Origin of the sequence: Pseudomonas sp. GD04158 (assembly GCF_029834875.1) — a bacterium.
Taxonomy (GTDB): Bacteria; Pseudomonadota; Gammaproteobacteria; order Pseudomonadales; family Pseudomonadaceae; genus Aquipseudomonas; species Aquipseudomonas hydrolytica.
This window is the reverse complement of record NZ_JAODYT010000065.1, coordinates 1-22,934: the sequence shown is the minus strand read 5'-3', so window position 1 is coordinate 22,934 and position 22,934 is coordinate 1. Positions and strand designations below refer to the sequence as shown.

The window sequence follows — 22,934 nt, the reverse complement described above, 5'->3', positions numbered from 1 at the left end:
CCACGGCCAGGCGTGCGGCCACCGTCTGCGCCTCGGCCGAGCGCAGTTGCTGGGCGGCGCTGTCGCGCCGGGCGCGGGTGGCGCCGAACAGGTCCAGTTCCCAGGTCGCCTGCAGCGCCAGTTCCCAGCTGTCGAAGGCGATCGGGTCGTCATCCGGGATGAACTCGGCCAGCGGGCTACCGGGTTCGGCGTCCTGGTCGTTCTCGATCCACTGGCGGCTGGCCGAGCCCGGCAAATCGAAGCTCGGCAGCAGGCCGGCGCGCGACTGGCGCAGCTGCGCGCGGGCGCTGTCGACCCGCGCCATGGCCAGGCGTACATCGTGGTTCTGCTGCATGGCGCGGTGGACCAGCGCGGTGAGCTGCGGGTCGTCGAACTGGCGCCACCAGCTGGCCAGCGACTCGGCATCGGCCGGGTGGACGCCGGCGGCGCTGAACCAGGTATCCGGCAGTTGCGGCGCCGGGTGCTGCGGTGCGCTGGAGCAGGCGCTCAGGGCCAGGGCGAGCAGCAGCGGAGCGGCCAGGGCCTTGGCAGTCATGCGGTTTCCTCCGGGCGCACTTTCATCAGCAGCAGGTACAGGCAAGGCACGGCCAGCAGGGTCAGCAGCGTGGCGAAGCCCAGGCCGCCCATGATGGTCACCGCCATGTTGGCGAAGAACGGGTCGAACAGCAGCGGCACCATGCCCAGCACCGTGGTGCCGGCGGCCATCGTCACCGGGCGCAGACGCGAGGCCGAGGCCTCGATGATGGCGGTCAGGCGCGGCACCTCGGCGGCGATCTGCCGGTCGATTTCATCCACCAGCACCACGGCGTTCTTGATCAGCATGCCGGTCAGGCTGAGCAGGCCGAGCAGCGCCATGAAGCCGAAGGCCTGGCCGGTGAGCAGCAGGCCGAAACTCACGCCGCAGATGGCCATGGGCACCACCGCCCAGATCATCAGCGGCTGACGCACCCGGGCGAACAGCAGTACGGTGACCAGCACCATCGCCAAATAAGGCACCGCCAGCGTGCTGGCCAGCGCCTGCTGGGCATCGGAGGACTGCTCGTAGTCGCCGCCCCACTTCAGGCTGTAGTTCACCGGCAGCTCGATGCCCTCGATCAGCGGACGGATGCGCTCGTGCGCCTCGTTGGTGTTCTCGCCGTCGCGCGGTTCGGCGCGGATGGAGATGGTGCGCTCGCGGTCGTAGCGCACGATGATGCCGTCCTCGCTGCTCGGTTCGATGCGGTCGGCGACCTGCGCCAGCGGCACGTAACCGTTGCCGGCCGGGCTCCAGATCAGCCGTTGCAGCAGGTTGTCGGCGTCGATGCGGTCATCCGGCGCGGCGCGCAGCACCACCGGGATCAGCTCGTCGCGCTCGCGCAGCAGGCTGACGCGCTGGCCCTCGCTGCCGGCAGCCAGTGCGCGCGCCACCGCCTGGCGGGTCAGTCCGGCATCGGCGAGGCGATCCAGCGCCAGCTGCGGGCGCAGCACCAGCACCGGCTGACGCCAGTCGTCGCGCACGTTGAGCACCCGGCCCTGCTCCTGCAGGCGCTTGCGCCCCTCGGCGGATATCTCGCGCAGCACCTCGATGTCCGGGCCGCTGATGCGCGCCTCCAGCTTGGCCTCGGCATTGGGGCCGAACATGAACTGGGCGGCGCTGACGTCCGCCGATGGATAGCGCTGCGGTAGCTCCTGGTTGATCTGCCGGACCAGGCCGTCGATCCGCTCGGCATCCTCGGTGCGCACGAGAAAGTGCATCAGCGAGGCATTCGGCTGCTCCGGCATGTAGGTGAGCATGAAGCGCGAGGCCCCGGCGCCGATGAAGCTCGACACATCGCTCACGCCGTCCTGCTCGGCCAGGTACTGCTCGACCTCGCTGGCAGCGCGCGCGGTATCGCGGATATGCGTGCCCTGCGGCAGGAACAGGTTGACGTAGAACAGCGGCGTGCTCGACGGCGGGAAGAAGCTCTGCGGCAGACGGGTGAAGATCACCGCGCTGATCACCGTCAGCACCAGCAGCGCGCCGATGGTCAGCTTCGGCCAGCGCAGCACACCTGTAGCCAGCCGGCGATAGCGCGCGTACCAGGGGCCGTCGTATGCGGCATCGGCATCCTCGTCGGCGCCGCCATTGCGCAGCAGGTAATGGCCGAACAGCGGTACCAGCAGCAGGGCCAGCAACCAGCTGAGCAGCAGCGACACGGCAATGACGAAGAACAGCGAGAAGAGGAACTCGCCGGTGGTGTCCTGGGACAGGCCGATGCCGGCGAAGGCCAGGATGCCGATGATGGTCGCCCCCAGCAGCGGCCACTGCGTCTGTTGCAGCGTCTGCTGCGACGCCTCGAGGATGCTCTTGCCCTGGCGCTGACGCACCAGCATGCCGTCGCAGACCACCACCGCGTTGTCCACCAGCATGCCCATGGCGATGATCAGCGCGCCGAGGGAAATCCGCTCCAGCTCGATGCCGACCAGCCACATCACCAGCAACGTGCCGAGCACGGTGAGAAACAGCACCGCGCCGATGATCACCCCGGCGCGCAGGCCCATGGCGATGCACAGCACGCCGACCACGATGGCCACCGAGAGGAACACGTTGAGGGCGAAACTGTTCACCGACTCGTCGACGATGCGGTGCTGCTGGTACAGCGGGTGCAGCTCGGCGCCCAGCGGCATGCGGTGCTCGTTGGCCTGCAGCACTGCCTCGACGCTGTGCCCGACCTCGACGATGTTCGCCCCGGACACCCCGCTGATACCCAGCGTCAGCGCCGGCTGGCCGTTGTGGCGGATGATCTGCTGCGGCCGCTCGGCGTAGTCGCGCGAGAGCTTGGCGATGGCGCCCAGCTCGACCCGCTGCGGGCCCTGGCCGACCGACAGCGCGCGCAGCTCCTCCAGGGAGTCGAACGCTCCGCTGGGGCGCAGGCGCACGAAGAAGTCGCCGGCATTGACGCCGCCGGCTTCCACCGCGGCATCGGTATCGCCCAGCGCTGCGGCGATCTCGTCGGGGGCGATGTTCATCGCCGCCAGCTGCGCCTGATCGACCTCCACCAGGATGCGTTCCTCCTGCACACCGGCGATCTCCACCTTGCCGACGCCGTCGGCGGTGAGCAGCGCGCGGCGCAGGTCCTTGGCCGTTTCGTGCAGTTCCTTGAGCGTCAGACCGTCGCCGGTCAGGGCGTAGAAGATGCCGTAGACATCACCGAAATCGTCGTTGACCTGCGGCGGCTCGATGCCCGGCGGCAGGTCGCCCTGGGCATCGTTGATCTTGTTGCGCAGCTCGTCCCAGATCTGCGGCAGCGCGTCACCGTCGTAGCGGTCCTGCATCTCCACGCGGATCTCGGCGATGCCCGGCATCGAGCGCGAGCGGATCTCCTTGATCTGCGACATCTGCTGGATGGCGCTTTCCAGCGGCTCGGTCACCTGCAGCTCGACCTCCAGCGCCGTGGCGCCGGGGTACTGCACGTTGACGATGGCCTGCTTGATGGTGAATTCCGGGTCTTCCAGGCGGCCGATCTCGAAGAAGGCGAGGATGCCGCCGAGCAGGCAGGTGAGCACCAGAATCCAGATATTGACCGGCCGAGTGATGGCGTAACGGGCGAAATCCATCGGCTCAGTTCCGCTCCCGCGCTTCGATCGGCTGGTCCTCGTGCAGTTTGCTGCCGCCGGCGACGATGATCGGCAGCTGCGCCTGCAGGCCCTCGCCGCGGATCAGCGCCTGATCGCCTTCGACCTGCTGCAGCTGCACCGTCAGCCGCCGCGCGCGACCTTCATCGGCCTGCCAGATGAAGTGCTTGCCGTCGCTGCCGGTCTGCAGCGCCGACAGCGGCAGGCGAAAGCCCTCCTCCTCTGTCTGTGGCTGCGCGGGGCGCTGCAGACTGACGCGCATGGCCATGCCCGGCAGCAGGTTGTAGTCCTCGGGCGGCTCGCCCTGCAGCACCAGCCGGTAGGTGCGCGCACCTTCGCGCGGCTGGGTGCTGTGCTCCTTGTAGCGCAGCGGCAGGCGCAGATCGGCGATCACCAGCTGCGCTTCGGCCTCGAGCTCGGGCCCGAGCGGAATGCTCAGCGCGGCGCTTTCCGGCAGATCGACGCTGACCTCGATCTGGCGGTTGTCCTGCATCTCGAACACCGGCGTGCCGACCGCTACCACCATGTCCGGCTCGGCCAGGCGGCGCGCCACCACGCCATCGAACGGCGCGTTCAGGGTGCTGTGGTCCAAGTCGCGCTGCGCGCTGTCGCGAGCCACCCGCGCGGCCACGGTGTTGGCCTCCAGCGCCTCGATGGCGGCAGGGGCGAGAATGCCTTCGGCAAGCAGGGTGCGCTTGCGCGCCAGATCCGCCTCCAGCTGACGCAGGCGCGCCTCGGCTTCACGCAGCTGCAGGCGGTAGTCGGTGCGGTCCAGCTCGGCCAGCGGCTGCCCCCGCCTGACGCGGGTGCCCTCATCGATCAGGATGCGCTCGATGCGCCCGGCCACCTCGAACGACAGCTGGGTGGTGGTCACGCTCTGCACCACCCCGGAGAAACGCAGCGCCTCGGCCTGCGGCGCGGCGGGCTGCAGCGGCTCGACCAATGCCACCCGCGGCGGCTCGGGTGCCGGCTCTGCCTCGGAGGAACAGCCGCCGAGCAGCGGCAGCGCACAGGCGACGATCATCAACCAGGACTTGGGCCAGAGGGATGCTGGTGTTGACGTCATCGGGACTCCTGTCTGATCGGTTTGCGACCGCGGGTTCGGGTCGCCGGGACAGACAGTAGAGCCCCCTTGTCGCGCAGGAGTTCGGCTGCAAATTGTGGCCACCTGGGTGACCGAGCGGTCGGCCTGCGTCATGTTTTCGAACGCGCGGAAGCCGAACCTGGCTGAAATTCTCGTTGAGGTTTTGCTCGAGAGCTGGCGGTGGTGACCCTCGGCGAAGTGAGATCACCGGCGAGACCGCTCACCACAGAGCCGGTGACGCCCTGTTCGTCGCCAGCGGCACCAACACGCGCAGGGAAGGCCTCAGCGACAGCTCTACCAAGCACTACCTGGCCCTAGACTGAAACGGCGACTGGTGCCGGGCCGATTCGCGGGCAGTGGGCTAAGCTGGCGACCTGATGCCAGCCAGTGAGGGATCACCCAAGACATGGACAGACGAACGCTCGGCCTCAGCCTGCTGCTGGCGACAAGCGCCGCCAGTGCCGAGGCGATCCCCAGCCTGATCGGCCCGGTCAGCGATATCGAGGTGATCGAGGATGGCCTCGGCCCGCGGCAGGAGAACTGCGCGGACTTCAAGGTCAGTCCGCAGGCAGTCGCCGAGTTCCTGCGCCACGCCATACTCGTTACCGCTCGCCAGGAACACGACTGGTATCTGCATGGCCCATGCCGGGCTTACGGCACCTTCAGCACCCGCTACGGGCAGTGGCAATGGCAAATGCTCAATATGGGTACCGCGCGAATCACGGCAGTGACGGGAGAGCAGTTCCTGCTCGCCGACCCGCGGGAGGAGTCGTCGCCGGAAGATCAGTAGGCGCCCTCGCCCGCGCCTGTCACTTGCCCTGGCTACACTCTCCTGCCTAGGCTTGCCCCTCGCCTTACTAGGAGAGTCACGCCGTGGACAAAGGCCAGACCTGGCGCCAACGCCTCTACATCATCATCTTCGAAACCAGCACACCGGCCGCTCAGCGCTTCGACAACTGGCTGCTGGTGACCATCCTGGCCAGCCTGGTGGTGGTGATGCTCGACAGCGTCGAGCACTTCCATAACCAGTACGCCGAGGTATTCAGAGCACTGGAATGGTTCTTCACCGTTCTTTTCGCCATCGAGTACGGCTTGCGTCTGTACATATCGCCCAAGCCCATGCGCTATGCCTTCAGTTTCTTCGGCCTGGTGGATCTGCTGGCGGTACTGCCAGCCATCCTCGCGCTGATGTTCGCCGATGCGCAGTACCTGATGATCGTGCGCGCCATACGCCTGATCCGCGTCTTCCGCGTGCTCAAGCTGCGTCAGTATCTGTCCCAGGCGAATTTCCTGCTGGTGGCGCTGCGCGGCAGCAAGCAGAAGATCATCGTCTTTCTGGTCAGCGTCTCCACCCTGGTCACGGTATATGGCGCCCTGATGTACGTGATCGAAGGCCCGGCCAATGGCTTCACCAGCATACCGATCAGCATCTACTGGGCGGTGGTGACGCTGACCACCGTGGGCTTCGGTGACATCACGCCGCAAACGCCCATCGGTCAGATGCTCGCCACGCTGGTGATGATCACCGGCTACTCGATCATCGCCGTGCCCACCGGCATCTTCACCGCCGAACTGGCCAATGCCATGCGGCTGGAGGGGCAGATGGAACACGACTGCCCGCATTGCAAGAAGCCCCGCCACGAACACAACGCCAGCTACTGCAACCGCTGCGGCGGGCCCTTGTACAGCCGCGCCCCGCAAGCGCTGCAGCGAGGTGACACAGACTGAAGCAAAACCGACAAGCCGTTACGTGGTCATACAGTCGCCCACTGGGCTATAAAGCCGCCTTTTTAGCTGAAGGAAGCCTGACATGGCAGTAACCACCAATGACTCTACGGCGCCTGCCAAGGCCGCCTGGATCGGTCTGATCCTGGGCCCCTTGCTGCTGCTCGCCTACCTGCTCACCGATCCGCCGGGCGAGCTTTCCAGCGCCGCCTGGGCCACCGTCGGCCTGACGCTGCTGATGGCCACCTGGTGGTCCACCGAGGCCATCCCGATTCCCGCCACTTCGCTGCTGCCGATCCTGCTGATCCCGGCACTGGGCATCGACAGCCTCAACGCCGCCACCGCGCCCTACGCCAACCCGACCATCTACCTGTTCCTCGGCGGCTTCATCCTCGGCCTGGCCATGGAGCGCTGGAATCTGCACAAGCGCATCGCCCTGATGACGCTGCTGGCCATGGGCAGCAAACCGAGCAAGCAGATCGCCGGCTTCATGCTGGCCACCGCCTTTCTCAGCATGTGGGTGAGCAACACCGCCACCACCATCATGATGCTGCCCATCGGCCTGTCGGTGATCGGCCTGCTGACCGGCGAGCAGGAGGCCGGCGACAACGAGCGCGAGCGCTTCGCCACCGCCCTGCTGCTGGCCATCGCCTATGCCGCCAGCGTCGGCGGTATCGCCACGCTGATCGGCACCCCGCCCAATGCCCTGCTGGCGGCGTTCCTCGCCGACAACTACGAGGTGCAGATCGGCTTCGGTCAGTGGATGCTGCTCGGCCTGCCGGTGGCGATCATCATGCTGGCGTTCATCTGGTGGTGGCTGACCCGTGGCGGCTTCAACCTGGCCGGGCATGACAGCACCCAGCTGATCCGCAGCGAACTGGCCGAACTCGGCCCGCTGAGCCGCGGCGAGAAGCTGGTGGCGCTGGTGTTCGTGATCACCGCGCTGGCCTGGGTGTTCCAGCCGTTGGTCGCCGGCTGGGTGCCCGGCGTCAACGACACCAGCATCGCCATCGCTGCCGCCCTGGCGCTGTTCATCATCCCGGTGGACGCCAAGCAGCGGGTGTTTCTGATGAACTGGGAAAGCGCCAGCAAACTGCCCTGGGGCGTGCTGCTGCTGTTCGGCGGCGGCCTGTCACTGGCCGGGGTGATCCGCAGCACCGGCCTGGCCGAGTGGATCGCGCAGAGCCTTGGCGCCCTGGGCGCCCTGCCGGTGATCGCGATGATCGGCGTGGTGGTGCTGGTGATCATCTTCCTCACCGAGGTCACTTCCAACACCGCCACCGCGGCGGCCTTCCTGCCGCTGCTGGGCGCGCTGGCCGTGTCGCAGGGCATGCCGGCCGAGCTGCTGGCCATTCCTGCCGCCATCGCCGCCAGTTGCGCCTTCATGATGCCGGTGGCGACGCCGCCCAATGCCATCGTGTTCGGCACCGGGCATATGAAGATACAGTCGATGATCAAGGCGGGCTTTGCCCTCAACCTGTTCGGCGTGGTGCTGGTGACGCTGATCTGCTACCTGCTGGTAGGCATGATCTGGGCGCATTGAGCCCGGATCGAACCCAAACAACAACGGCGCCTACGGGCGCCGTTTTCGTTTGGAGGCAACAGGAAATGCGCGATCAGCGGTTCTGATACTGACGGAACAGCCCCGGCGGTATGCCCGAGCTGTCGGTGGCCTTCCAGGGCCCGCCGGCTTGTGGCGACCAGCTCCAGCCGCCATCCCAGCGATAGAAGATGCGCTCGCGGTAGTAGAGGTCGCGTGCGCCTTCGACCACGTACACGCCCAAGGCCGGATTCCAGTGGCTCTTCACTCCGGGCGGCGGTGCGTAGCGCGGGTGCGAGGGCTGCTGGACCGGCGGCAACTTGCCAGCCGGCGTGCCGGGTTGCTGCGCCGGTGGCAGCTTGCCGACCGGCGGGCTCGGCTGCTGCAGCACGCAGCCGGAGAGACCGAGAGCGATCGCGCAGAGCAGCGCCAGGCGTTTCATTGTGTCTGCCCGTCGCGGCTGTCGATCAGCAGCGCCTGTGTGTCACGTGCGGTGTTGGAGACCGGGCCCAGCTGGCCGATCCACTCGCCCTTGGTCGCATTCCCCTCACGCGATACCCGCGCCACCAGCTGCACCTGCTCGAACGCCGACAGCTTGAGCTCGGGCATCATCGCATCGACATCCGACAGGCTGACCTGCGCCGGCAGGTCGGAAACCTTCATGCGCTTGACCGCCAGCGGCATGGGCGGGCCGCTGAGGGCACGGGCAAAGATGAATACGGCGTCGTCCGGCTGCACCTGGCGCTGCACCTCGGGCGCCAGCGATACGCTGACTTCCAGCGCGTGCACCTTGGCACCCGGCTCGGCGGCAGCGCCGGGCTGCTCGCCCTCGCCCATCTGCTGACGGGCGCGCTCGATACCACCGGCGATGGCCATGCGCGACGGGTCCTGCTCCGGCAGCACGGCCACCAGGCGCTCCCAGTAGCGCACGGCGTCGGCGTAGCGCTGGCTTTCATAGGCGGCGATACCGAGCAGGCCGAGGCTGGTGACCTCCTCCGGATCGGCCTTCAGCGCCTCGTCGGTCAGAGCCTGCAGTTGCTCGTTCCACTGCTTGCCTTCGGCGAAGTACAGCGCCTGCGCCCACTGGCCGAGCAGCTCCGGCGCGCGGCCGGCAAGATTCACCGCCTGCTCGAAGGCCTTGGCGGCATCGCCGGCACGCTCCTGGGCCATGTAGGTGCGACCGAGGAAGTACCAGGCCTCGGCCGAATCCGGCTGCTGCTTGACGGTCTGCTCCAGGCGCGCGGTCATCTCCTCGATGCTCTGCGGCTGCTGGGCGGCGAAGTTGCGCGCCTGCTCGACCTGATCGAGCGCGCCCCAGTGCAGATACAGGGCGACGCCCAGCACCGGTACCAGCAGTGCGCAGACCAGCGGCACCTTGCCGCCGAGCACGCCGCTGCGACGCTGCACGCCTTCGGTGTCGGCCAACAGTTCGCGCGCGGCTTCGGCACGGCCGGCCTCGAGCTGCGCATCATCGAGCACGCCGACCTGGCGCTGGGCTTCCAGCTCCTGCAGGCGCTCCTGATAGAGGGTGACGTTGAGCGCGGTGCGGTCTTCTTCGGCCTGCAGCTTGCGAATGCGCAGCACCGGAATCAGCAGAAACGCCAGGGCGGTCAGCAACAGCAGCCCGGCGGGCAACCAGAAATCGATCATCGGTCTTTGTGGTCCTGAGAGTTTTGCTCGAGCAGCGCAGCCAGGCGCTGCTGCTCATCGGCGGAGAGAACGGCGGCCGAACGGTCCTTCTGCTGCCCGCGGCGGCGCAGAAGAATCACCCCAAGCACGCCGAAACCTATCAGCAGCAGGCCAGCCGGACCGTACCAGAGCAGCAGCGTGCGGCTGGTCAGCGGTGGCTTGTAGAGCACGAAGTCGCCATAGCGGGAAACCAGGAAGTCGATGATCTGCTCGTTGCTCTTGCCCTCTTCGAGCATGCGATAGATTTCGCCACGCAGGTCCATGGCGATCGGCGCATCGGAGTCGGCGATGTTCTGGTTCTGGCATTTCGGGCAGCGCAGCTCTTCGATCAGGTTGCGATAGCGCTGGCGCTCGGCCTCGCTGGCGAACTCGAAGGTATCGATGGCGGCATGGGCGCTGGCCAACAGGCCCAGCGCCAAACCGGCGGACATCAGCAAACGCTTCATGGCTGTGCCTCGTCGACCAGTTCTTGATAGATCGGCGCCAGCTTCTCACGCCAGACGCGCTCGTCGATGGTGCCGACAAACTTGTGCCGGATGATGCCCTGGGCATCGACGAAGAAGGTTTCCGGCGCGCCGTAGACGCCCAGGTCCAGGCCCAGGCTGCCCTTGGCGTCCTCGATATTGAGCTGATAGGGGTTGTGCAGGTCGCGCAGCCACTTCTGCGCCGGCCCCCGCTCGTCCTTGTAGTTGACGCCATGGATCACCACCCCGGCCTCGGCCAGCTTGTTCAGCACCGGATGCTCGTGGCGGCAGGCCGGGCACCAGGTGGCCCAGACGTTGACCAGCGCGGGCCGGCCCTTGATGTCGGCCTCGCTGAGGGTGCGCTCGGGATCGTCCAGCGAGGGCAGGCTGAAGGCCGGGAACGGCTTGCCGATCAACGCCGACGGCAGTTCGGACGGGTCGAGGAACAGGCCGCGGTAGAGGAACACGGCGATGCCGAGAAATGCCAGCAACGGCAACAGCAACAGCAGACGTCTCATGCGCTGGCCTCCTGCATGCCCAGTGCTTCGCGCACGCGGGTTCTGACCTTGATGCGGTAGCGCTTGTCGGCGGCGGCGAGGAAGCCGCCGAAGCCCATCAGCAGCGCGCCCAGCCAGATCCAGCGGACGAACGGCTTGATGTGCACGCGCACCGCCCAGGCGCCCTGCTCCAGCGGCTCGCCGAGGGCGACGAACAGATCACGGGTGAAGCCGGCATCGATGCCCGCCTCGGTCATGGTGGCCTGCTGCACGGTGTACAGACGCTTCTCCGGGTGCAGCACCTTGATCTGCCGCTCGCCGTCGAACACGCGCACCGTGCCCTTGTCGGAAATGAAGTTGGGGCCTTCATGGTGCACGGCGCCGTCGAACTGGAAGCGATAGCCGCCCAGCTCCACCGAATCGCCCGGCGCCATGCGCAGGTCGCGCTCGTAGCTGCCGAGGCTGGTCAGTACCACGCCCAGGGCGCACACGGCGAAACCCAGGTGCGCGATCTGCATGCCCCAGTAGCTGCGGCCCAGGCTCGGCAGGCCTTTGAGCAGGCCCTTGTGGCGGGTCTTGTCGAGAATGTCGCGCACCCCGGCCAGGACCACCCAGAACGCCAGCAGGCACACGGCCAGCACCGCCCAGTTGAAATCGCCATGGACGAAGGTGGCGATGAGCGCCAGCACCACGCTGGCCACCAGCACCGGGGCCAGCATGCGGCCCAGCCAGTTCAGCGGGGTGTCCTTCCAGCGCACGATCACACCGACGCTGATCACTGCCATCAGCAGCGCCATCAGCGGCAGGAACAGGGCGTTGAAGTAAGGCGGGCCGACTGACAGCTTGGCGCCGGTCAGGGCATCGAGCACCAGCGGATACAGCGTGCCGAGCAGGATCATCGCCGCCGACACCACCAGCACGATGTTGTTGACCAGCAGCAGCGTCTCGCGCGACCACAGGCCGAAGCCCACCTGGCTCTTGACCACCGGCGCACGCACGGCGAACAGCGCCAGCGAACCGCCGACCACGATCAGCAGGAAGGCGAGGATGAACACGCCGCGCTCCGGGTCGGTGGCGAAGGCATGCACCGAGGTGAGCACGCCGGAACGTACCAGGAAGGTCCCCAGCAGGCTGAGGGAGAAGGCGGCGATGGCCAGCAGCACGGTCCAGCTCTTGAACACACCACGCTTCTCGGTCACGGCCAGCGAGTGGATCAAGGCGGTGCCCACCAGCCAGGGCATAAAGGAAGCGTTCTCCACCGGGTCCCAGAACCACCAGCCGCCCCAGCCCAGCTCGTAGTAGGCCCACCAGGAGCCCAGGGCGATACCGATGCCGAGGAAAGCCCAGGCGACGATGGTCCACGGCCGCGACCAGCGCGCCCAGGCGGCGTCCAGCTTGCCGCCGAGCAGTGCGGCAATGGCGAAGGCAAAGGCCACCGAGAAGCCGACGTAGCCCATGTACAGCATCGGCGGATGGACGATCAGGCCGAAGTCCTGCAGCAGCGGGTTGAGGTCGCGTCCGTCCATCGGCGAGTTCGGCAGCAGGCGCTCGAAGGGGTTGGAGGTGACGATCAGAAACAGCAGGAAGCCAATGCTGATCATGCCCATCACCGCCAGCACGCGGGCGAGCATCTCTTCCGGCAGATGGCGCGAGAAGATCGCCACGGCGAAGGTCCAGCCGGCCAGGATCAGCGCCCACAGCAGCAGCGAGCCTTCGTGGGCGCCCCACACCGCACTGAACTTGTAGTACCAGGGCAGCGCGCTGTTGGAGTTGTGCGCCACATAGGCGACGGAGAAGTCGTCGACCATGAAGGCATAGGTCAGGCAGATGAACGAGAACAACAGGAAGACGAACTGCCCCCAGGCCGCCGGCTGCGCCAGGCTCATCCACTGGTGGTCACCGCGCCAGGCACCGATCAACGGCAGCGTGGCCTGTACCAGGCACAGGCACAGCGCCAGGATCATCGCCAGATGGCCGAGCTCGGGGATCATTGTGCGCTCTCCTGCTGATAGCCTTTCGCGGCTTTGGCCTCATTGTGCTTCTGCATCATTCCGCTCTTTTCTAGCGCCTGCATGACTTCAGGCGGCATGTAGTTCTCGTCGTGCTTGGCCAGCACCTCGTCGGCCACCAGCACGCCGTCTTCGTTGACCCGACCGAGGGCAACGATGCCCTGCCCTTCACGGAACAGGTCCGGGAGGATGCCGTGGTAGCGGATGGTCACGCCGTGGGCGCCGTCGGTGACGACGAAATCCACTTCCAGGGTATCGGGCGAACGCTTGACCGAGCCCTCCTCCACCAGGCCGCCGGCACGGATGCGGGTGCCCTCCGGCGCTTCACCGTTGGCGATCTGGCTGGGGGTGTAGAACAGGTTGATGTTCTCCTGCAGCGCGGTCAGCGCCAACGCCACGGCGATGCTGACGCCACAGAGGATGGCCAGAACGATGTACAGGCGTTTCTTGCGGACCGGATTCACTTCGACTTCTCCCGGCGCAAACGGCGCGCCTCGTCTTGCAGGTAACGGCGGCGCGCCAGGATCGGCAGCACCACATTCAACGCCAGAATCGCCAGGCTGATGCCGTAGGCGCTCCATACGTATACGCCATGGGTGCCCATGGCGAGAAAATCGGCAAAGGACGAAAAGCTCATGCCTTGCCCTCCACGAGGTTCTGCACTTCGGTCTTCACCCAGCTGCTGCGTGCCTCGCGCTTGAGCACCTCCAGGCGCATGCGATAGAGCAGCACGGCGCCGAAGAAGCAGTAGAAGCCCAGCACCGCCAGCAGCAGCGGCAGCCACATTTCCACCGGCATGGCCGGCTTCTCGGTGATCTTGAAGGTGGCGGTCTGGTGCAGCGAGTTCCACCACTCCACCGAGTACTTGATGATCGGAATGTTCACCACGCCGACGATGGCCAGCACGGCGCAGGCCTTGGCGGCGCTGTCGCGGTTGCTGATGGCGTTGCCCAGGGCGATGACGCCGAAGTAGAGGAACAGCAGGATCAGCATCGAGGTCAGGCGCGCGTCCCACACCCAGTAGGTGCCCCAGGTCGGCTTGCCCCAGATGGCGCCGGTGAGCAGCGCGATGGCGGTCATCCAGGCACCGATGGGCGCGGCCTGCTGCAGGGCGACGTCGGCCAGTTTCATCTTCCAGACCAGGCCCACCAGGCCGGCGATGGCCAGCGTCACGTAGATGGACTGGGCGAGGAACGCCGCAGGCACGTGGATGTAGATGATGCGGAAGCTGTTGCCCTGCTGGTAGTCCGGCGGTGCGAAGGCCAGGCCCCAGACCAGGCCGGAGACGATCAGCAGCACCGCGGCGATGCTCAGCCAGGGCAGCCAGCGACCGCTCATCTCATAGAACCACTTGGGCGAACCCCATTTGTGAAACCAGGTCCAGTTCATGCTCGACTCATCATTCGGACGTAGCCCGTATTCGATCCGGGGAAGCCACTCCCGGAGCACGTCCGGGCTACGTATCACGGTTCGTTATTATTCGCCGACGCTGATGGTCAGGCCGGCGGCAATTGCAAAAGGTGTCAGGGTCACCGCCAGGGCGGTGAGGCTGGCCAGCCACAACAGGTGACCGGTCGCCGGCAATCCTTGCAGGGCCGCCTGCAACGCCCCGCTGCCAAGAATCAGCACCGGGATGTACAGCGGCAGAATCAGCAGCGCCAGCAGCAGGCCGCCGCGCTTGAGGCCAACGGTGAGCGCAGCGCCCACCGCGCCTAGCAGACTCAACACCGGAGTGCCGAGCAGCAGGGAAATCAGCAGAACCGGCAGACAGCGCCCGGGCAGACCGAGCATCAGCGCCAGCAAGGGCGCCAGCAATACCAGCGCCAGGCCGCTGAACAGCCAGTGTGCCAGCACCTTGGCCAACACCAGAAGAGGCAGGGGGTGCGACGAAAGGACCCACTGTTCCAGCGAGCCATCCTCGAAATCACTGCGGAAAAGCCCGTCCAGCGAGAGCAGCACGGCCAGAAGCGCCGCCACCCAGACCAGGCCGGGAGAAAGGGTTTGCAACAATTGCGTCTCCGGCCCCACCGCCAGCGGGAACAGGGCGATGACGATGGCGAAGAACACCAGGGGGTTGGCCAGGTCGGACGGACGGCGGGCCAGCAGGCGCATCTCGCGGGCCAGAAGCTGGGTGAATACGTTGCTCATGCGGCGTACTGCCCCAGATCCAGATCACGGTAGGTGGCCGGCTTGTGCTGCAGGCTGTGATGGGTGGTCAGTATCACCACGCCACCGCGCTCGCAATGACTGGCCAGATGCGCCTCGAGCTGCGCCACGCCCTGCTTGTCCAGGGCGGTGAAGGGCTCGTCCAGCACCCACAGCGGCGGCGTATCGACCAGATACAGGCGCGCCAGGGCCACCCGGCGCTGCTGACCGGCGGACAGGGTGTGACAGGGAACGTCCTCGAAACCGCGCAGCCCGACCGCGTCCAGCGCCTGCCAGATCGCCTCGCGGCTGGCCGGACGATGCAGGGCGCAGAGCCAGGCGAGGTTCTCCTCGGCAGTCAGTAGCCCCTTGATGCCGGCGGCGTGGCCGATCCACAGCAGATTGCGCGCAAGCTCCGCACGCTGCTCGCTCATCGGCTGGCCGTTGAGGCGGATGCTGCCGGCGGTGGGCTGGCGCAGGCCGGCCAGCAGACGCAGCAGGCTGGTCTTGCCACTGCCGTTGGGCCCGCTGACCTGAAGCATGTCGCCGGCCTGCATGGCCAGATTCAGATGCTCGAAAAGCATGCGCCAGTCCCGCTCACAACTGAGCGCCACGGCTTCGAGAAGAGGAACGGGAAGGGTCATCGATACCTGGCAGGGTTAAAGTCGACGGTGCTCCGGCCGCTATACTGACGCGTGCCGGAGTGCGGTGCGCAGCGGGGCGGCATTATACATGGCGCATCGCTGTCCCCGCAGTCAGCATTTTCGACAGGGTGTGAATCACATGGAGTGTGCCATGCGCACCCTCGGCACCTGCAAAGGACGGAGCCCAACCCAAGCCCATGAGTGAAATCAGCAGCCCACGCCCGCTTCCCCCCTCGCCGCCGGTGATTCGCAACGCCGCGACGGCTGCGGACCTGGCCGTGCGCCTGCTGCAGCCGCTGGAAGGCATGCTGGCCGCCGGCGAGAGCGCCAAGGCCGAAGTGGTGGCGATTCGCGAACAGGCGCAGAGCTTTCAGGTGCTGCTCAAACTGACGCTCGACGGCGGCCGACAGGCCACTCTGCAGGCGGAAAGCCCGCGGGCGCTGGCCCAGGGCAGCGCCCTGGTGGTCACCGCCCTGTCGGATACGCGTCTGGCCGTGGTTCTGCAGGCCGGGGGCGACAAGCCGCTGACCAGCCTCGACCTGCAGCAACTGCCGCCCGGCACCTTGGTACAGGGCAAGGTGATCAGCCGTGAGGTGCTGCCGCCACAGGGCGCCCAGACCGTCTACCGCCTGGTGGTCAACCTGCTCAACACCCCGCTGGCCGGCAGCAAGCTGGCGCTCGACAGCCCCATGGCGCTGCCGCTAGGCAGCCTGCTCAGCGCCCAGGTGCAGGGCAGCCAGAGCCTCGCCTTCCTGCCGCTGAGCGGCCGCCTCGATCAACTGGTGCTGGGCCAGCAACTGGCCGCCCAGCAGAACCGTCAGGCCTCTCTGGAAGGATTGATCAAGGGCCTGCAGGGCCTGCGCACCGGCGACGAGGCGTTGCGCGGCAGCATCGACAAGCTGCTCGGCGCCCTGCCCGACAGCACCCAGCTGAGCAGCGCCAAGGGCCTGGCGCAGGCCCTGGAGAGCAGTGGCGTATTGCTCGAAGCCAAGCTGCTGCAGGGCCAGACCGGCGCACTGGCGCAGGATCTGAAAGCCAACCTGCTGCGCCTGATCGCACAGCTGATGCCGCAGTTTCCGGGCGGCGCCGCCACCCTTGCCGGCCTGCAGAATGCCCTCAACCAGAACCTGCCGAATCTGGCCAGACAGCTGCTCGGGGTCAATGCCGCCGGCTCGGCGCGCCAGCAGGCCCTGACCTTCCCCCTGCCCTCGCGCCTGCTGCAGAACATGGATGGCGAAGCCGATCTGGAAACCCTGCTGAAACTCGCCGCCGCGGCCGTGTCACGCCTGCAGACCCACCAGCTGTCGAGCCTGGCGCAGACCCAGGTGGACGCCAACGGCAACCTGCTGACCACCTGGCAACTGGAACTGCCGATGCGCCACCAGCAGGAAGTGATCCCGCTGCAGATCAAGCTGCAACGCGAGGACAGCGGCAAGGCGGATAAACCGGAACACAAGGAAACGCTCTGGCGCGTGGAGCTGGCGTTCGAACTCGACCACCTCGGCCCGCTGCAGGTACGTGCACAACTGCTGCGCGGCAGCCTGTCCAGCCAGCTTTGGGCCGAGCGCGGCGAAACCACCGCCCTGATCAACGCCGAACTCGACCACCTGCGTGAACGCCTGCAGGCAGCCGGGCTGGAAGTGGGCGAGCTGACCTGCAGCCAGGGCCTGCCACCGCAGGGGCCGAAGACCACGCTGGAACAACGCTGGGTGGATGAAACCGCATGAGCCGCAAGAGCAGTAAGGCGGAACCGCGCCAGGCTATCGCCCTCAACTACGACGGGCAGAACGCCCCCGTGCTCAGCGCCAAGGGCGACGACGAACTGGCCGAGGCCATCCTTGCCATCGCCCGCGAGTACGAGGTCCCGATCTACGAGAATGCCGAGCTGGTGCGGCTGCTGGCCCGCCTGGAGCTGGGCGACGCCATCCCCGAAGCGCTGTACCGCTGCATTGCCGAGATCATCGCCTTCGCCTGGTACCTGCAGGGCAAGACCCCGCCCGGCTTCGAGGCGGACAAAGAGCGCGACGTCACCCCGCCGCCGGCGCTGCTCAGAGGTCCGAGGAGCTGACTGCCAGTGCCTCGCCAGCCGTGGCCTTGCCCATGGGGAAGTCGAACAGCTGCCAGGCGAAATAGCCGCCGCGGAAATAGAACACCCGGCTGAACCCCCAGGCTACCGCCTGCTCCACCGCCTGCGCGCTCTGCGGGCCCATCTCGCTGTCGCAATAGATCACCAGCGGCAGGTCGCGCGGCCACTGCGGCTGGGCCAGGCCAGCGAAGCGCCCGCGCAGATCCATGTGCATCGCCCCCTCGACATGGCCCCAGCCCCACTCGCGCGCCGGGCGCACGTCGATGAACACGGCGCCATGATCGTAAAGGTGCTTGGCCTGCATGACGTTGACGGTAATGGCGCCGCGCACCTCCAGCGGCGCCTCCTGGGCAGCGAGCGGCAGGCATGCCAGGCAGGCGCAAAGCAATGGAATCAGGCGATGCATGAGGGTCACCCCGCAACTGTGATCCGGGCCGGCCGCGTCGGTACGCAAAATGGCCCCACTTCTTCAGCGTAGGTGCAGTGGTGGTGGGCGCTAGGAACGATTGCACAGGCCGGGCGGCCTGCTAAGAACCCTGGCGACTATGGCCAGCCTGCAGGGAGGCTATTGCGGCTGCCGCGCCTTGGGTTGGTGCAGCCGGCTGATCAGCTCGGCCTCGGCCTTGCTCAGGCCACAGGACTGGGTCAGGTCATCGACGCTGGCGCCCATGCCGACCAGCCTTGCAGCCTGGGTGAACGACAGGCTGCTGGGGTCGCGCTGCTCGATCTGGCTGACCTTGTCCGGCAGCGGCGCGACGATCCGGCGCAGCTCATGCAGTTCTTCGCCCATGCGAATGCTGCCGGTCAGGTAGGTGTCCAGACGCTTGCTCAGCTCCTTGATCCGCGCATCGCGCGCAGCGTCACGCTTGGCCTGTTCCGCCAGCGCACGCTGCTGGCTGCGATACAGACCGTGGCAGACGAAGCCCAGCGCCACACAGAGCAGCGCCAGCAGGATCAGGGCGGCTTCGAGCATCAGATGCTCTCCAGCTCCGACCACTCCTCCTCGCTCATCATCTTGTCCAGCTCGACCAGAATCAGCAGCTCGCCGTTCTTGTTGCATACGCCCTGGATGAACTTGGCCGATTCGTCGTTGCCGACGTTGGGCGCGGTCTCGATCTCGGACTGACGCAGGTAAACCACTTCGGCGACGCTGTCGACGAGAATGCCGACCACCTGCTTGTCCGCTTCGATGATGACGATACGGGTATTGTCGGTGACCGGCGCCGAGCCCAGGCCGAAGCGCTGGCGGGTATCGATCACGGTGACCACGTTGCCGCGCAGGTTGATGATGCCCAGCACGTAGCTCGGCGCACCCGGTACCGGAGCGATCTCGGTGTAGCGCAGGACTTCCTGCACCTGCATCACGTTGATGCCGTAGGTTTCGTTATCCAGGCGAAAGGTCACCCACTGCAGAATCGGATCTTCGGCACCTTGTGCAGAGCTTTTCTTCATGTCCCAAGCCTCGTCAAAAACCGCTCAGCGCGGCATGTGCGGGTCGACCCGCCTGTCATCAACTATAGAGCCCATAACCACGGACCCACCAATTCTCAATGCAGTTTTCCAGCGGCCAGGCGTTTGGCGCCGCCGCTGGCGATCAGTTCGGCGAGCGCCGCCACGTCGAGCAGCGCGCACATGTGCTCGATCACCGTACCGGCCAGCCAGGGCCGCTGGGTACGCTGACTGCGCCACTTGACCTCGCTGGGGTCCAGACGGATAGAGCGGCTGACCTGATGCACCGCCAACCCCCACTCGTAGCCCTGGACCGAAATCACGTACTGCAGACCATCGCGGAAATCCTCGCGATAGCGGTCCGGCATCACCCAGCGCGCGGTATCCAGCACCTTCAGGTTGCCGGCCTGGCTCGGCAGGATGCCGAGGAACCACTCCGGCTGACCGAACAGCGGCGTCAGCTCCTGATCTTGCAGCGGGTAGATCGAGCCCAGGCAGATCAGCGGCACCGCCAGGGTCAGCCCGGCAACGTCGAACAGCAGGCACTCGAACGGCTCTTCCGCCCAGCCTGGCCGGCCATCCTGCAGCACGGCCGCAGGCGACGGCGCCAGCTCGACGACAGGAGCCACAGGCGGCGGCGCCTCTTCGACGACCACGGTCTGTACCGGTACGGGCATTTCGACTGGCGGCGCCTGCACCTGAGGCTCGATGACCGGCGCAACGGCGACCGGCTCGACCAGACGCGCATCGCGCACCTGCTCCTCGAGTACCGCCGCCTCGAACTCGTCGAGGCTGACGGACATCTCCAGCTCGGCGGCAGCCTCCTGCAGCAAACCGTCGAGGTATGACTGCAAGGCAAGCTGGGAGCGCGTGGCTGTGGCGAGGTTACGACTCATGACTGGAACCCGTGATGGAAAGCTCTACAGCGTATCGGCCGGAGCGTCGTCGGACTTGAGTCCAGCAGTTCAACACAGTCATGCATTTCAAGCCACCTGCGCTGCCGGCTGGTGGCTCAGCAGGTGCTTGAGCAGCGCCCGGTAGGCGATCACGCCGCGGCTGCCGGCATCGAACTGCGAAGGCGTGCGCCCTGCCCGGCTGGCATCGCGCAAACGGGTGTCGACCGGAATGTAGGCCGGCCAGAGATGATCGGGATAGGTATTGCGCAGCACGCGCAGGGTACTCATGGACGCCTGGGTACGACGATCGAACAGGGTCGGCACTATGGTGTAGGGCAGCGCCTGCTTGCGCGAGCGGTTGATCATGGCCAACGTGGTGATCATGCGCTCCAGGCCCTTCACCGCCAGGAACTCGGTCTGCACCGGAATCACCAGCTGCTGGCTGGCCGCCAGCGCGTTGACCATCAGCACGCCGAGCAGTGGCGGGCTGTCGATGATGGCGTGATCGAAATCCTCCCACAGCTGCGCCAGGCTCTTGGCGATCACCAGCCCCAGGCCACTCTGCCCCGGCGACTGACGCTCCAACGTGGCCAGTGCGGTGCTCGACGGCAGCAAGGAGATGTTCTCGTGGCTGGTGCTGTGCAGCAGCTGCCGGGGCAGCCCCTGCGGCACGTTGCCCTGATGCAGGAACAGATCGAAGCAGCTGTGCTCCAGCGTATCGGGATCATGGCCGAAGTAACTGGTCATCGACCCGTGGGGGTCGAGGTCGACCACGACCACGCGCTTGCCGGCATCGGCCAACAGGCCTGCCAGCGCGATGGAGGTGGTGGTCTTGCCGACACCACCTTTCTGATTGGCTACTGCCCAGACTTTCATGTTCTCTCATCCTCCCGGCGTGAGGCGCTCAGGCCGAGAATGGCTGTCGCCGGCACGCAGCAGGCGACTGGGATTTGACGGCTCACGACTGCGGAACCCCCGACACAGGCGCTGGTGCAGGTTGCGTGCCAGCGCCGGACTGCTGCGCCGCGGTACTACCCGCCCCGCGCCGGGTATCGAGGTTGCGCGAAATCACCAGTACCACCCGGCGATTGCGCGCCCTGCCCTCGGCCGTGGCGTTGTCCGCGATGGGCTGGAACTCACCGTAGCCCACCGCCGCCAGACGTGACGGGTCCACTCCATCCATGGCCAACATACGCACGATGCTAGCCGCACGCGCCGACGACAACTCCCAGTTGGTCGGAAACTGGCTGGTCTGGATCGGCAGATTGTCGGTGAAACCTTCCACTTTGACCGGGTTCTGGTAGGGCGCCAGAATCTTGGCGACCTTCTCGATGATGTCGAACGCCTGGTTGTTGGGCAAGGCGTCGCCGCTGGGAAACAGCAGGCTGGAACTCAGCTCGATCTCGATCCACATCTCGTTGCCACGCACGGTCAGCTGGTCGCTCTGGATCAGCTCGCCGAAGGCCTCGCGCACGCTGGAGGCAATGCTCTGCAGGGTGGCATCGGCGCTGGGGTCGTCCAGCGAGGTGTTCTCGGGCTCGCCGGTGCGCGGCCGCTCCTCGCCCACCGGTATGGGCTTGATCGAACGATCCGGCTGATTGAACACGCCGGTCAGCGATTCGGAGAGGATCTTGTACTTGCCTTCGTTGATCGAGGAGATCGAGTACATCACCACGAAGAAGGCGAACAGCAAGGTGATGAAGTCGGCGTAGGAGACCAGCCAACGCTCGTGATTCTCATGATCTTCGTGATGCCGCCTGCGCGCCATGCCATACCTCCATCAGTCCATGAAGCCTTGCAGCTTCAGTTCGATGGAGCGTGGGTTCTCACCCTCGGCGATGGACAGGATGCCCTCCAGGAGCATCTCGCGATAACGCGACTGGCGCAGCGCGATGGATTTGAGCTTGTTGCCGGCCGGCAACAGCAGCAGGTTGGCGAAGCCGACGCCGTAGATGGTGGCGACGAAGGCCACGGCGATGCCGCTGCCGAGCATGCTCGGATCGGCCAGATTGCCCATCACGTGAATCAGGCCCATCACCGCACCGATGATGCCGATGGTCGGCGCGTAACCGCCCATGCTCTCGAGCACCTTGGCCGCCTGGATATCGCGCGCCTCCTGGGTGTAGAGGTCCACTTCCAGGATGCTGCGGATGGATTCGGGTTCGGCGCCGTCGACCAGCAATTGCAGGCCCTTGCGCGCGTAGGGATCGGGCTCGGCGTCGGCCACGGCCTCCAGGCCCAGCAGCCCTTCCTTGCGCGCCACCATGCTCCAACCCACCACGCGATTGATACCACCGATCAGGTCGATGCGTGGCGGAAAGAAGATCCAGCGCAGGATGCTCATGGCGCGCTTGAACACGTTCACCGGCGCCTGCAGGAAGGCCGCGCCCAGCGTGCCGCCGATCACGATCAGCGCCGCTGGCCCGTTGAGCAGCGCGCCGGCATGTCCGCCTTCGAGATAGTTGCCGCCGAGAATCGCGACGAAGGCCAGGATGACGCCGATTAGGCTCAGTACATCCATGCGCATGCACCCGACTTAGCGTTCGTCACTGGCAGGCCTCGGTCAGGTGCCGGCCGATGTCGTCCAGCCCATAGACCGCGTCGGCCAGATTGGCCTTCACAATGGCCATCGGCATGCCATAGATCACGCAGCTGGCCTCGTCCTGCGCCCACACCTGGCTGCCGCCCTGCTTGAGCAGGCGCGCGCCTTCGCGGCCGTCGGCGCCCATGCCGGTCAGCACCACCGCCAGCACCTTGTCGCCGTACGACTTGGCCGCCGAACCGAAGGTGATGTCCACGCAGGGCTTGTAGTTGAGGCGCTCGTCGCCCGGCAGGATCTTCACCGCACCGCGCGCGTCCACCATCATCTGCTTGCCACCGGGCGCCAGCAGGGCCAGACCCGGGCGCAGGATATCGCCGTCCTCGGCTTCCTTGACCTGGATGCGGCAGAGCTTGTCCAGACGCTCGGCAAAGGCCTTGGTGAAGGCCGCCGGCATGTGCTGGATCAGCACGATGGGCGCCGGGAAGTTGGCCGGCAGCTGGGTCAGCACGCGCTGCAGCGCAACCGGGCCGCCAGTGGAGGTGCCAATGGCCACCAGCTTGTAGGACTTGC

Annotated in this window: 26 protein-coding genes; 5 read left to right on the top strand and 21 right to left on the bottom strand. The window is 66.5% G+C overall.

Annotated features, from left to right (window positions below; translation table 11 throughout):
- The 3 genes from N7333_RS19510 to N7333_RS19500 form a co-directional block, all read right to left on the bottom strand.
- Positions 1 to 535 (bottom strand): TolC family protein (locus tag N7333_RS19510; protein WP_279859262.1); only part of this gene is annotated, 535 nt, incomplete at its 3' end.
- Positions 532 to 3,576, bottom strand: coding sequence for an efflux RND transporter permease subunit (locus N7333_RS19505; protein ID WP_129482210.1), 3,045 nt, complete (start codon positions 3,574 to 3,576; stop codon positions 532 to 534). The genes N7333_RS19510 and N7333_RS19505, both read right to left, overlap by 4 nt.
- Positions 3,577 to 3,580: 4 nt before the next feature.
- On the bottom strand, positions 3,581 to 4,660 hold the full coding sequence (locus N7333_RS19500; RefSeq protein ID WP_129482209.1) for an efflux RND transporter periplasmic adaptor subunit: 1,080 nt from the start codon (positions 4,658 to 4,660) through the stop codon (positions 3,581 to 3,583).
- A gap of 424 nt (positions 4,661 to 5,084) precedes the next feature.
- On the opposite strand from N7333_RS19500, the gene N7333_RS19495 reads away from it, so the two are divergent.
- From N7333_RS19495 to N7333_RS19485, 3 genes are all read left to right on the top strand, one after another.
- Positions 5,085 to 5,468, top strand: a complete 384-nt coding sequence (locus N7333_RS19495; RefSeq protein WP_129482208.1) for a hypothetical protein — start codon at positions 5,085 to 5,087, stop codon at positions 5,466 to 5,468.
- 83 nt (positions 5,469 to 5,551) lie between these two features.
- Positions 5,552 to 6,406 carry an ion transporter gene (locus N7333_RS19490; protein ID WP_012018993.1) on the top strand — a complete coding sequence of 285 codons (855 nt, stop codon included), beginning with the start codon at positions 5,552 to 5,554 and terminating at the stop codon, positions 6,404 to 6,406.
- A gap of 82 nt (positions 6,407 to 6,488) precedes the next feature.
- A complete protein-coding gene (locus tag N7333_RS19485; RefSeq protein ID WP_129482207.1) occupies positions 6,489 to 7,946 on the top strand; it encodes a DASS family sodium-coupled anion symporter in 1,458 nt (485 codons plus the stop codon).
- Between the two features lie 73 nt (positions 7,947 to 8,019).
- Here the strand turns inward: N7333_RS19485 and N7333_RS19480 are convergent, their stop codons facing one another.
- The 10 genes from N7333_RS19480 to ccmA all read right to left on the bottom strand — a co-directional run bounded on the left by N7333_RS19480 (position 8,020) and on the right by ccmA (position 15,391).
- The gene (locus N7333_RS19480; RefSeq protein ID WP_003243270.1) at positions 8,020 to 8,385 is read right to left on the bottom strand and encodes a hypothetical protein; all 366 of its coding nucleotides are present in this window, start codon (positions 8,383 to 8,385) and stop codon (positions 8,020 to 8,022) included.
- Positions 8,382 to 9,593, bottom strand: a complete 1,212-nt coding sequence (ccmI, locus tag N7333_RS19475; protein ID WP_129482206.1) for a c-type cytochrome biogenesis protein CcmI — start codon at positions 9,591 to 9,593, stop codon at positions 8,382 to 8,384. The genes N7333_RS19480 and ccmI overlap by 4 nt, the downstream gene beginning before the upstream one ends.
- Positions 9,590 to 10,078 carry a cytochrome c-type biogenesis protein gene (locus N7333_RS19470; RefSeq protein WP_129482205.1) on the bottom strand — a complete coding sequence of 163 codons (489 nt, stop codon included), beginning with the start codon at positions 10,076 to 10,078 and terminating at the stop codon, positions 9,590 to 9,592. The genes ccmI and N7333_RS19470 overlap by 4 nt, the downstream gene beginning before the upstream one ends.
- Positions 10,075 to 10,614, bottom strand: coding sequence for a DsbE family thiol:disulfide interchange protein (locus N7333_RS19465; RefSeq protein ID WP_129482204.1), 540 nt, complete (start codon positions 10,612 to 10,614; stop codon positions 10,075 to 10,077). The genes N7333_RS19470 and N7333_RS19465 overlap by 4 nt, the downstream gene beginning before the upstream one ends.
- On the bottom strand, positions 10,611 to 12,584 hold the full coding sequence (locus N7333_RS19460) for a heme lyase CcmF/NrfE family subunit (protein WP_096826237.1): 1,974 nt from the start codon (positions 12,582 to 12,584) through the stop codon (positions 10,611 to 10,613). The genes N7333_RS19465 and N7333_RS19460 overlap by 4 nt, the downstream gene beginning before the upstream one ends.
- Positions 12,581 to 13,066 (bottom strand): cytochrome c maturation protein CcmE, encoded by a 486-nt coding sequence (gene ccmE, locus N7333_RS19455; protein WP_012019000.1) that lies wholly within the window; start codon positions 13,064 to 13,066, stop codon positions 12,581 to 12,583. Before ccmE ends, N7333_RS19460 begins: the two co-directional genes overlap by 4 nt.
- A complete protein-coding gene (ccmD, locus tag N7333_RS19450) occupies positions 13,063 to 13,239 on the bottom strand; it encodes a heme exporter protein CcmD (RefSeq protein ID WP_012019001.1) in 177 nt (58 codons plus the stop codon). The genes ccmE and ccmD overlap by 4 nt, the downstream gene beginning before the upstream one ends.
- Entirely contained in the window at positions 13,236 to 13,991 is a 756-nt protein-coding gene (locus N7333_RS19445) for a heme ABC transporter permease (RefSeq protein ID WP_012019002.1), read from the bottom strand. Before N7333_RS19445 ends, ccmD begins: the two co-directional genes overlap by 4 nt.
- An 87-nt stretch (positions 13,992 to 14,078) precedes the next feature.
- The gene (gene ccmB / locus N7333_RS19440; protein ID WP_003243253.1) at positions 14,079 to 14,750 is read right to left on the bottom strand and encodes a heme exporter protein CcmB; all 672 of its coding nucleotides are present in this window, start codon (positions 14,748 to 14,750) and stop codon (positions 14,079 to 14,081) included.
- A complete protein-coding gene (gene ccmA, locus N7333_RS19435) occupies positions 14,747 to 15,391 on the bottom strand; it encodes a cytochrome c biogenesis heme-transporting ATPase CcmA (RefSeq protein WP_129482203.1) in 645 nt (214 codons plus the stop codon). Before ccmA ends, ccmB begins: the two co-directional genes overlap by 4 nt.
- A 197-nt stretch (positions 15,392 to 15,588) precedes the next feature.
- On the opposite strand from ccmA, the gene N7333_RS19430 reads away from it, so the two are divergent.
- Entirely contained in the window at positions 15,589 to 17,118 is a 1,530-nt protein-coding gene (locus N7333_RS19430; protein WP_129482202.1) for a flagellar hook-length control protein FliK, read from the top strand.
- Entirely contained in the window at positions 17,115 to 17,459 is a 345-nt protein-coding gene (locus N7333_RS19425) for an EscU/YscU/HrcU family type III secretion system export apparatus switch protein (RefSeq protein ID WP_012019005.1), read from the top strand. Before N7333_RS19430 ends, N7333_RS19425 begins: the two co-directional genes overlap by 4 nt.
- On the opposite strand, the gene N7333_RS19420 is transcribed toward N7333_RS19425, so the two are convergent.
- The 8 genes from N7333_RS19420 to N7333_RS19385 all read right to left on the bottom strand — a co-directional run.
- On the bottom strand, positions 17,440 to 17,883 hold the full coding sequence (locus tag N7333_RS19420) for a rhodanese-like domain-containing protein (RefSeq protein WP_129482201.1): 444 nt from the start codon (positions 17,881 to 17,883) through the stop codon (positions 17,440 to 17,442). The two genes, N7333_RS19425 and N7333_RS19420, sit on opposite strands and share 20 nt — an antisense overlap.
- 159 nt (positions 17,884 to 18,042) lie before the next feature.
- A complete protein-coding gene (locus tag N7333_RS19415; RefSeq protein WP_012019007.1) occupies positions 18,043 to 18,450 on the bottom strand; it encodes a DUF2802 domain-containing protein in 408 nt (135 codons plus the stop codon).
- Positions 18,450 to 18,929 (bottom strand): chemotaxis protein CheW, encoded by a 480-nt coding sequence (locus N7333_RS19410; protein WP_003243242.1) that lies wholly within the window; start codon positions 18,927 to 18,929, stop codon positions 18,450 to 18,452. The genes N7333_RS19415 and N7333_RS19410 overlap by 1 nt, the downstream gene beginning before the upstream one ends.
- A gap of 95 nt (positions 18,930 to 19,024) precedes the next feature.
- On the bottom strand, positions 19,025 to 19,822 hold the full coding sequence (locus N7333_RS19405; protein WP_012019008.1) for a CheW domain-containing protein: 798 nt from the start codon (positions 19,820 to 19,822) through the stop codon (positions 19,025 to 19,027).
- Between the two features lie 87 nt (positions 19,823 to 19,909).
- Positions 19,910 to 20,698 carry a ParA family protein gene (locus N7333_RS19400; RefSeq protein ID WP_012019009.1) on the bottom strand — a complete coding sequence of 263 codons (789 nt, stop codon included), beginning with the start codon at positions 20,696 to 20,698 and terminating at the stop codon, positions 19,910 to 19,912.
- A gap of 82 nt (positions 20,699 to 20,780) precedes the next feature.
- Entirely contained in the window at positions 20,781 to 21,590 is an 810-nt protein-coding gene (gene motD / locus N7333_RS19395) for a flagellar motor protein MotD (RefSeq protein WP_003243236.1), read from the bottom strand.
- Positions 21,591 to 21,602: 12 nt separating this feature from the next.
- Positions 21,603 to 22,343, bottom strand: coding sequence for a flagellar motor protein (locus N7333_RS19390; RefSeq protein WP_003243234.1), 741 nt, complete (start codon positions 22,341 to 22,343; stop codon positions 21,603 to 21,605).
- Positions 22,344 to 22,368: 25 nt separating this feature from the next.
- Positions 22,369 to 22,934: chemotaxis protein CheB (locus tag N7333_RS19385; protein ID WP_279859261.1), on the bottom strand; the 566-nt coding region annotated here is incomplete at its 5' end.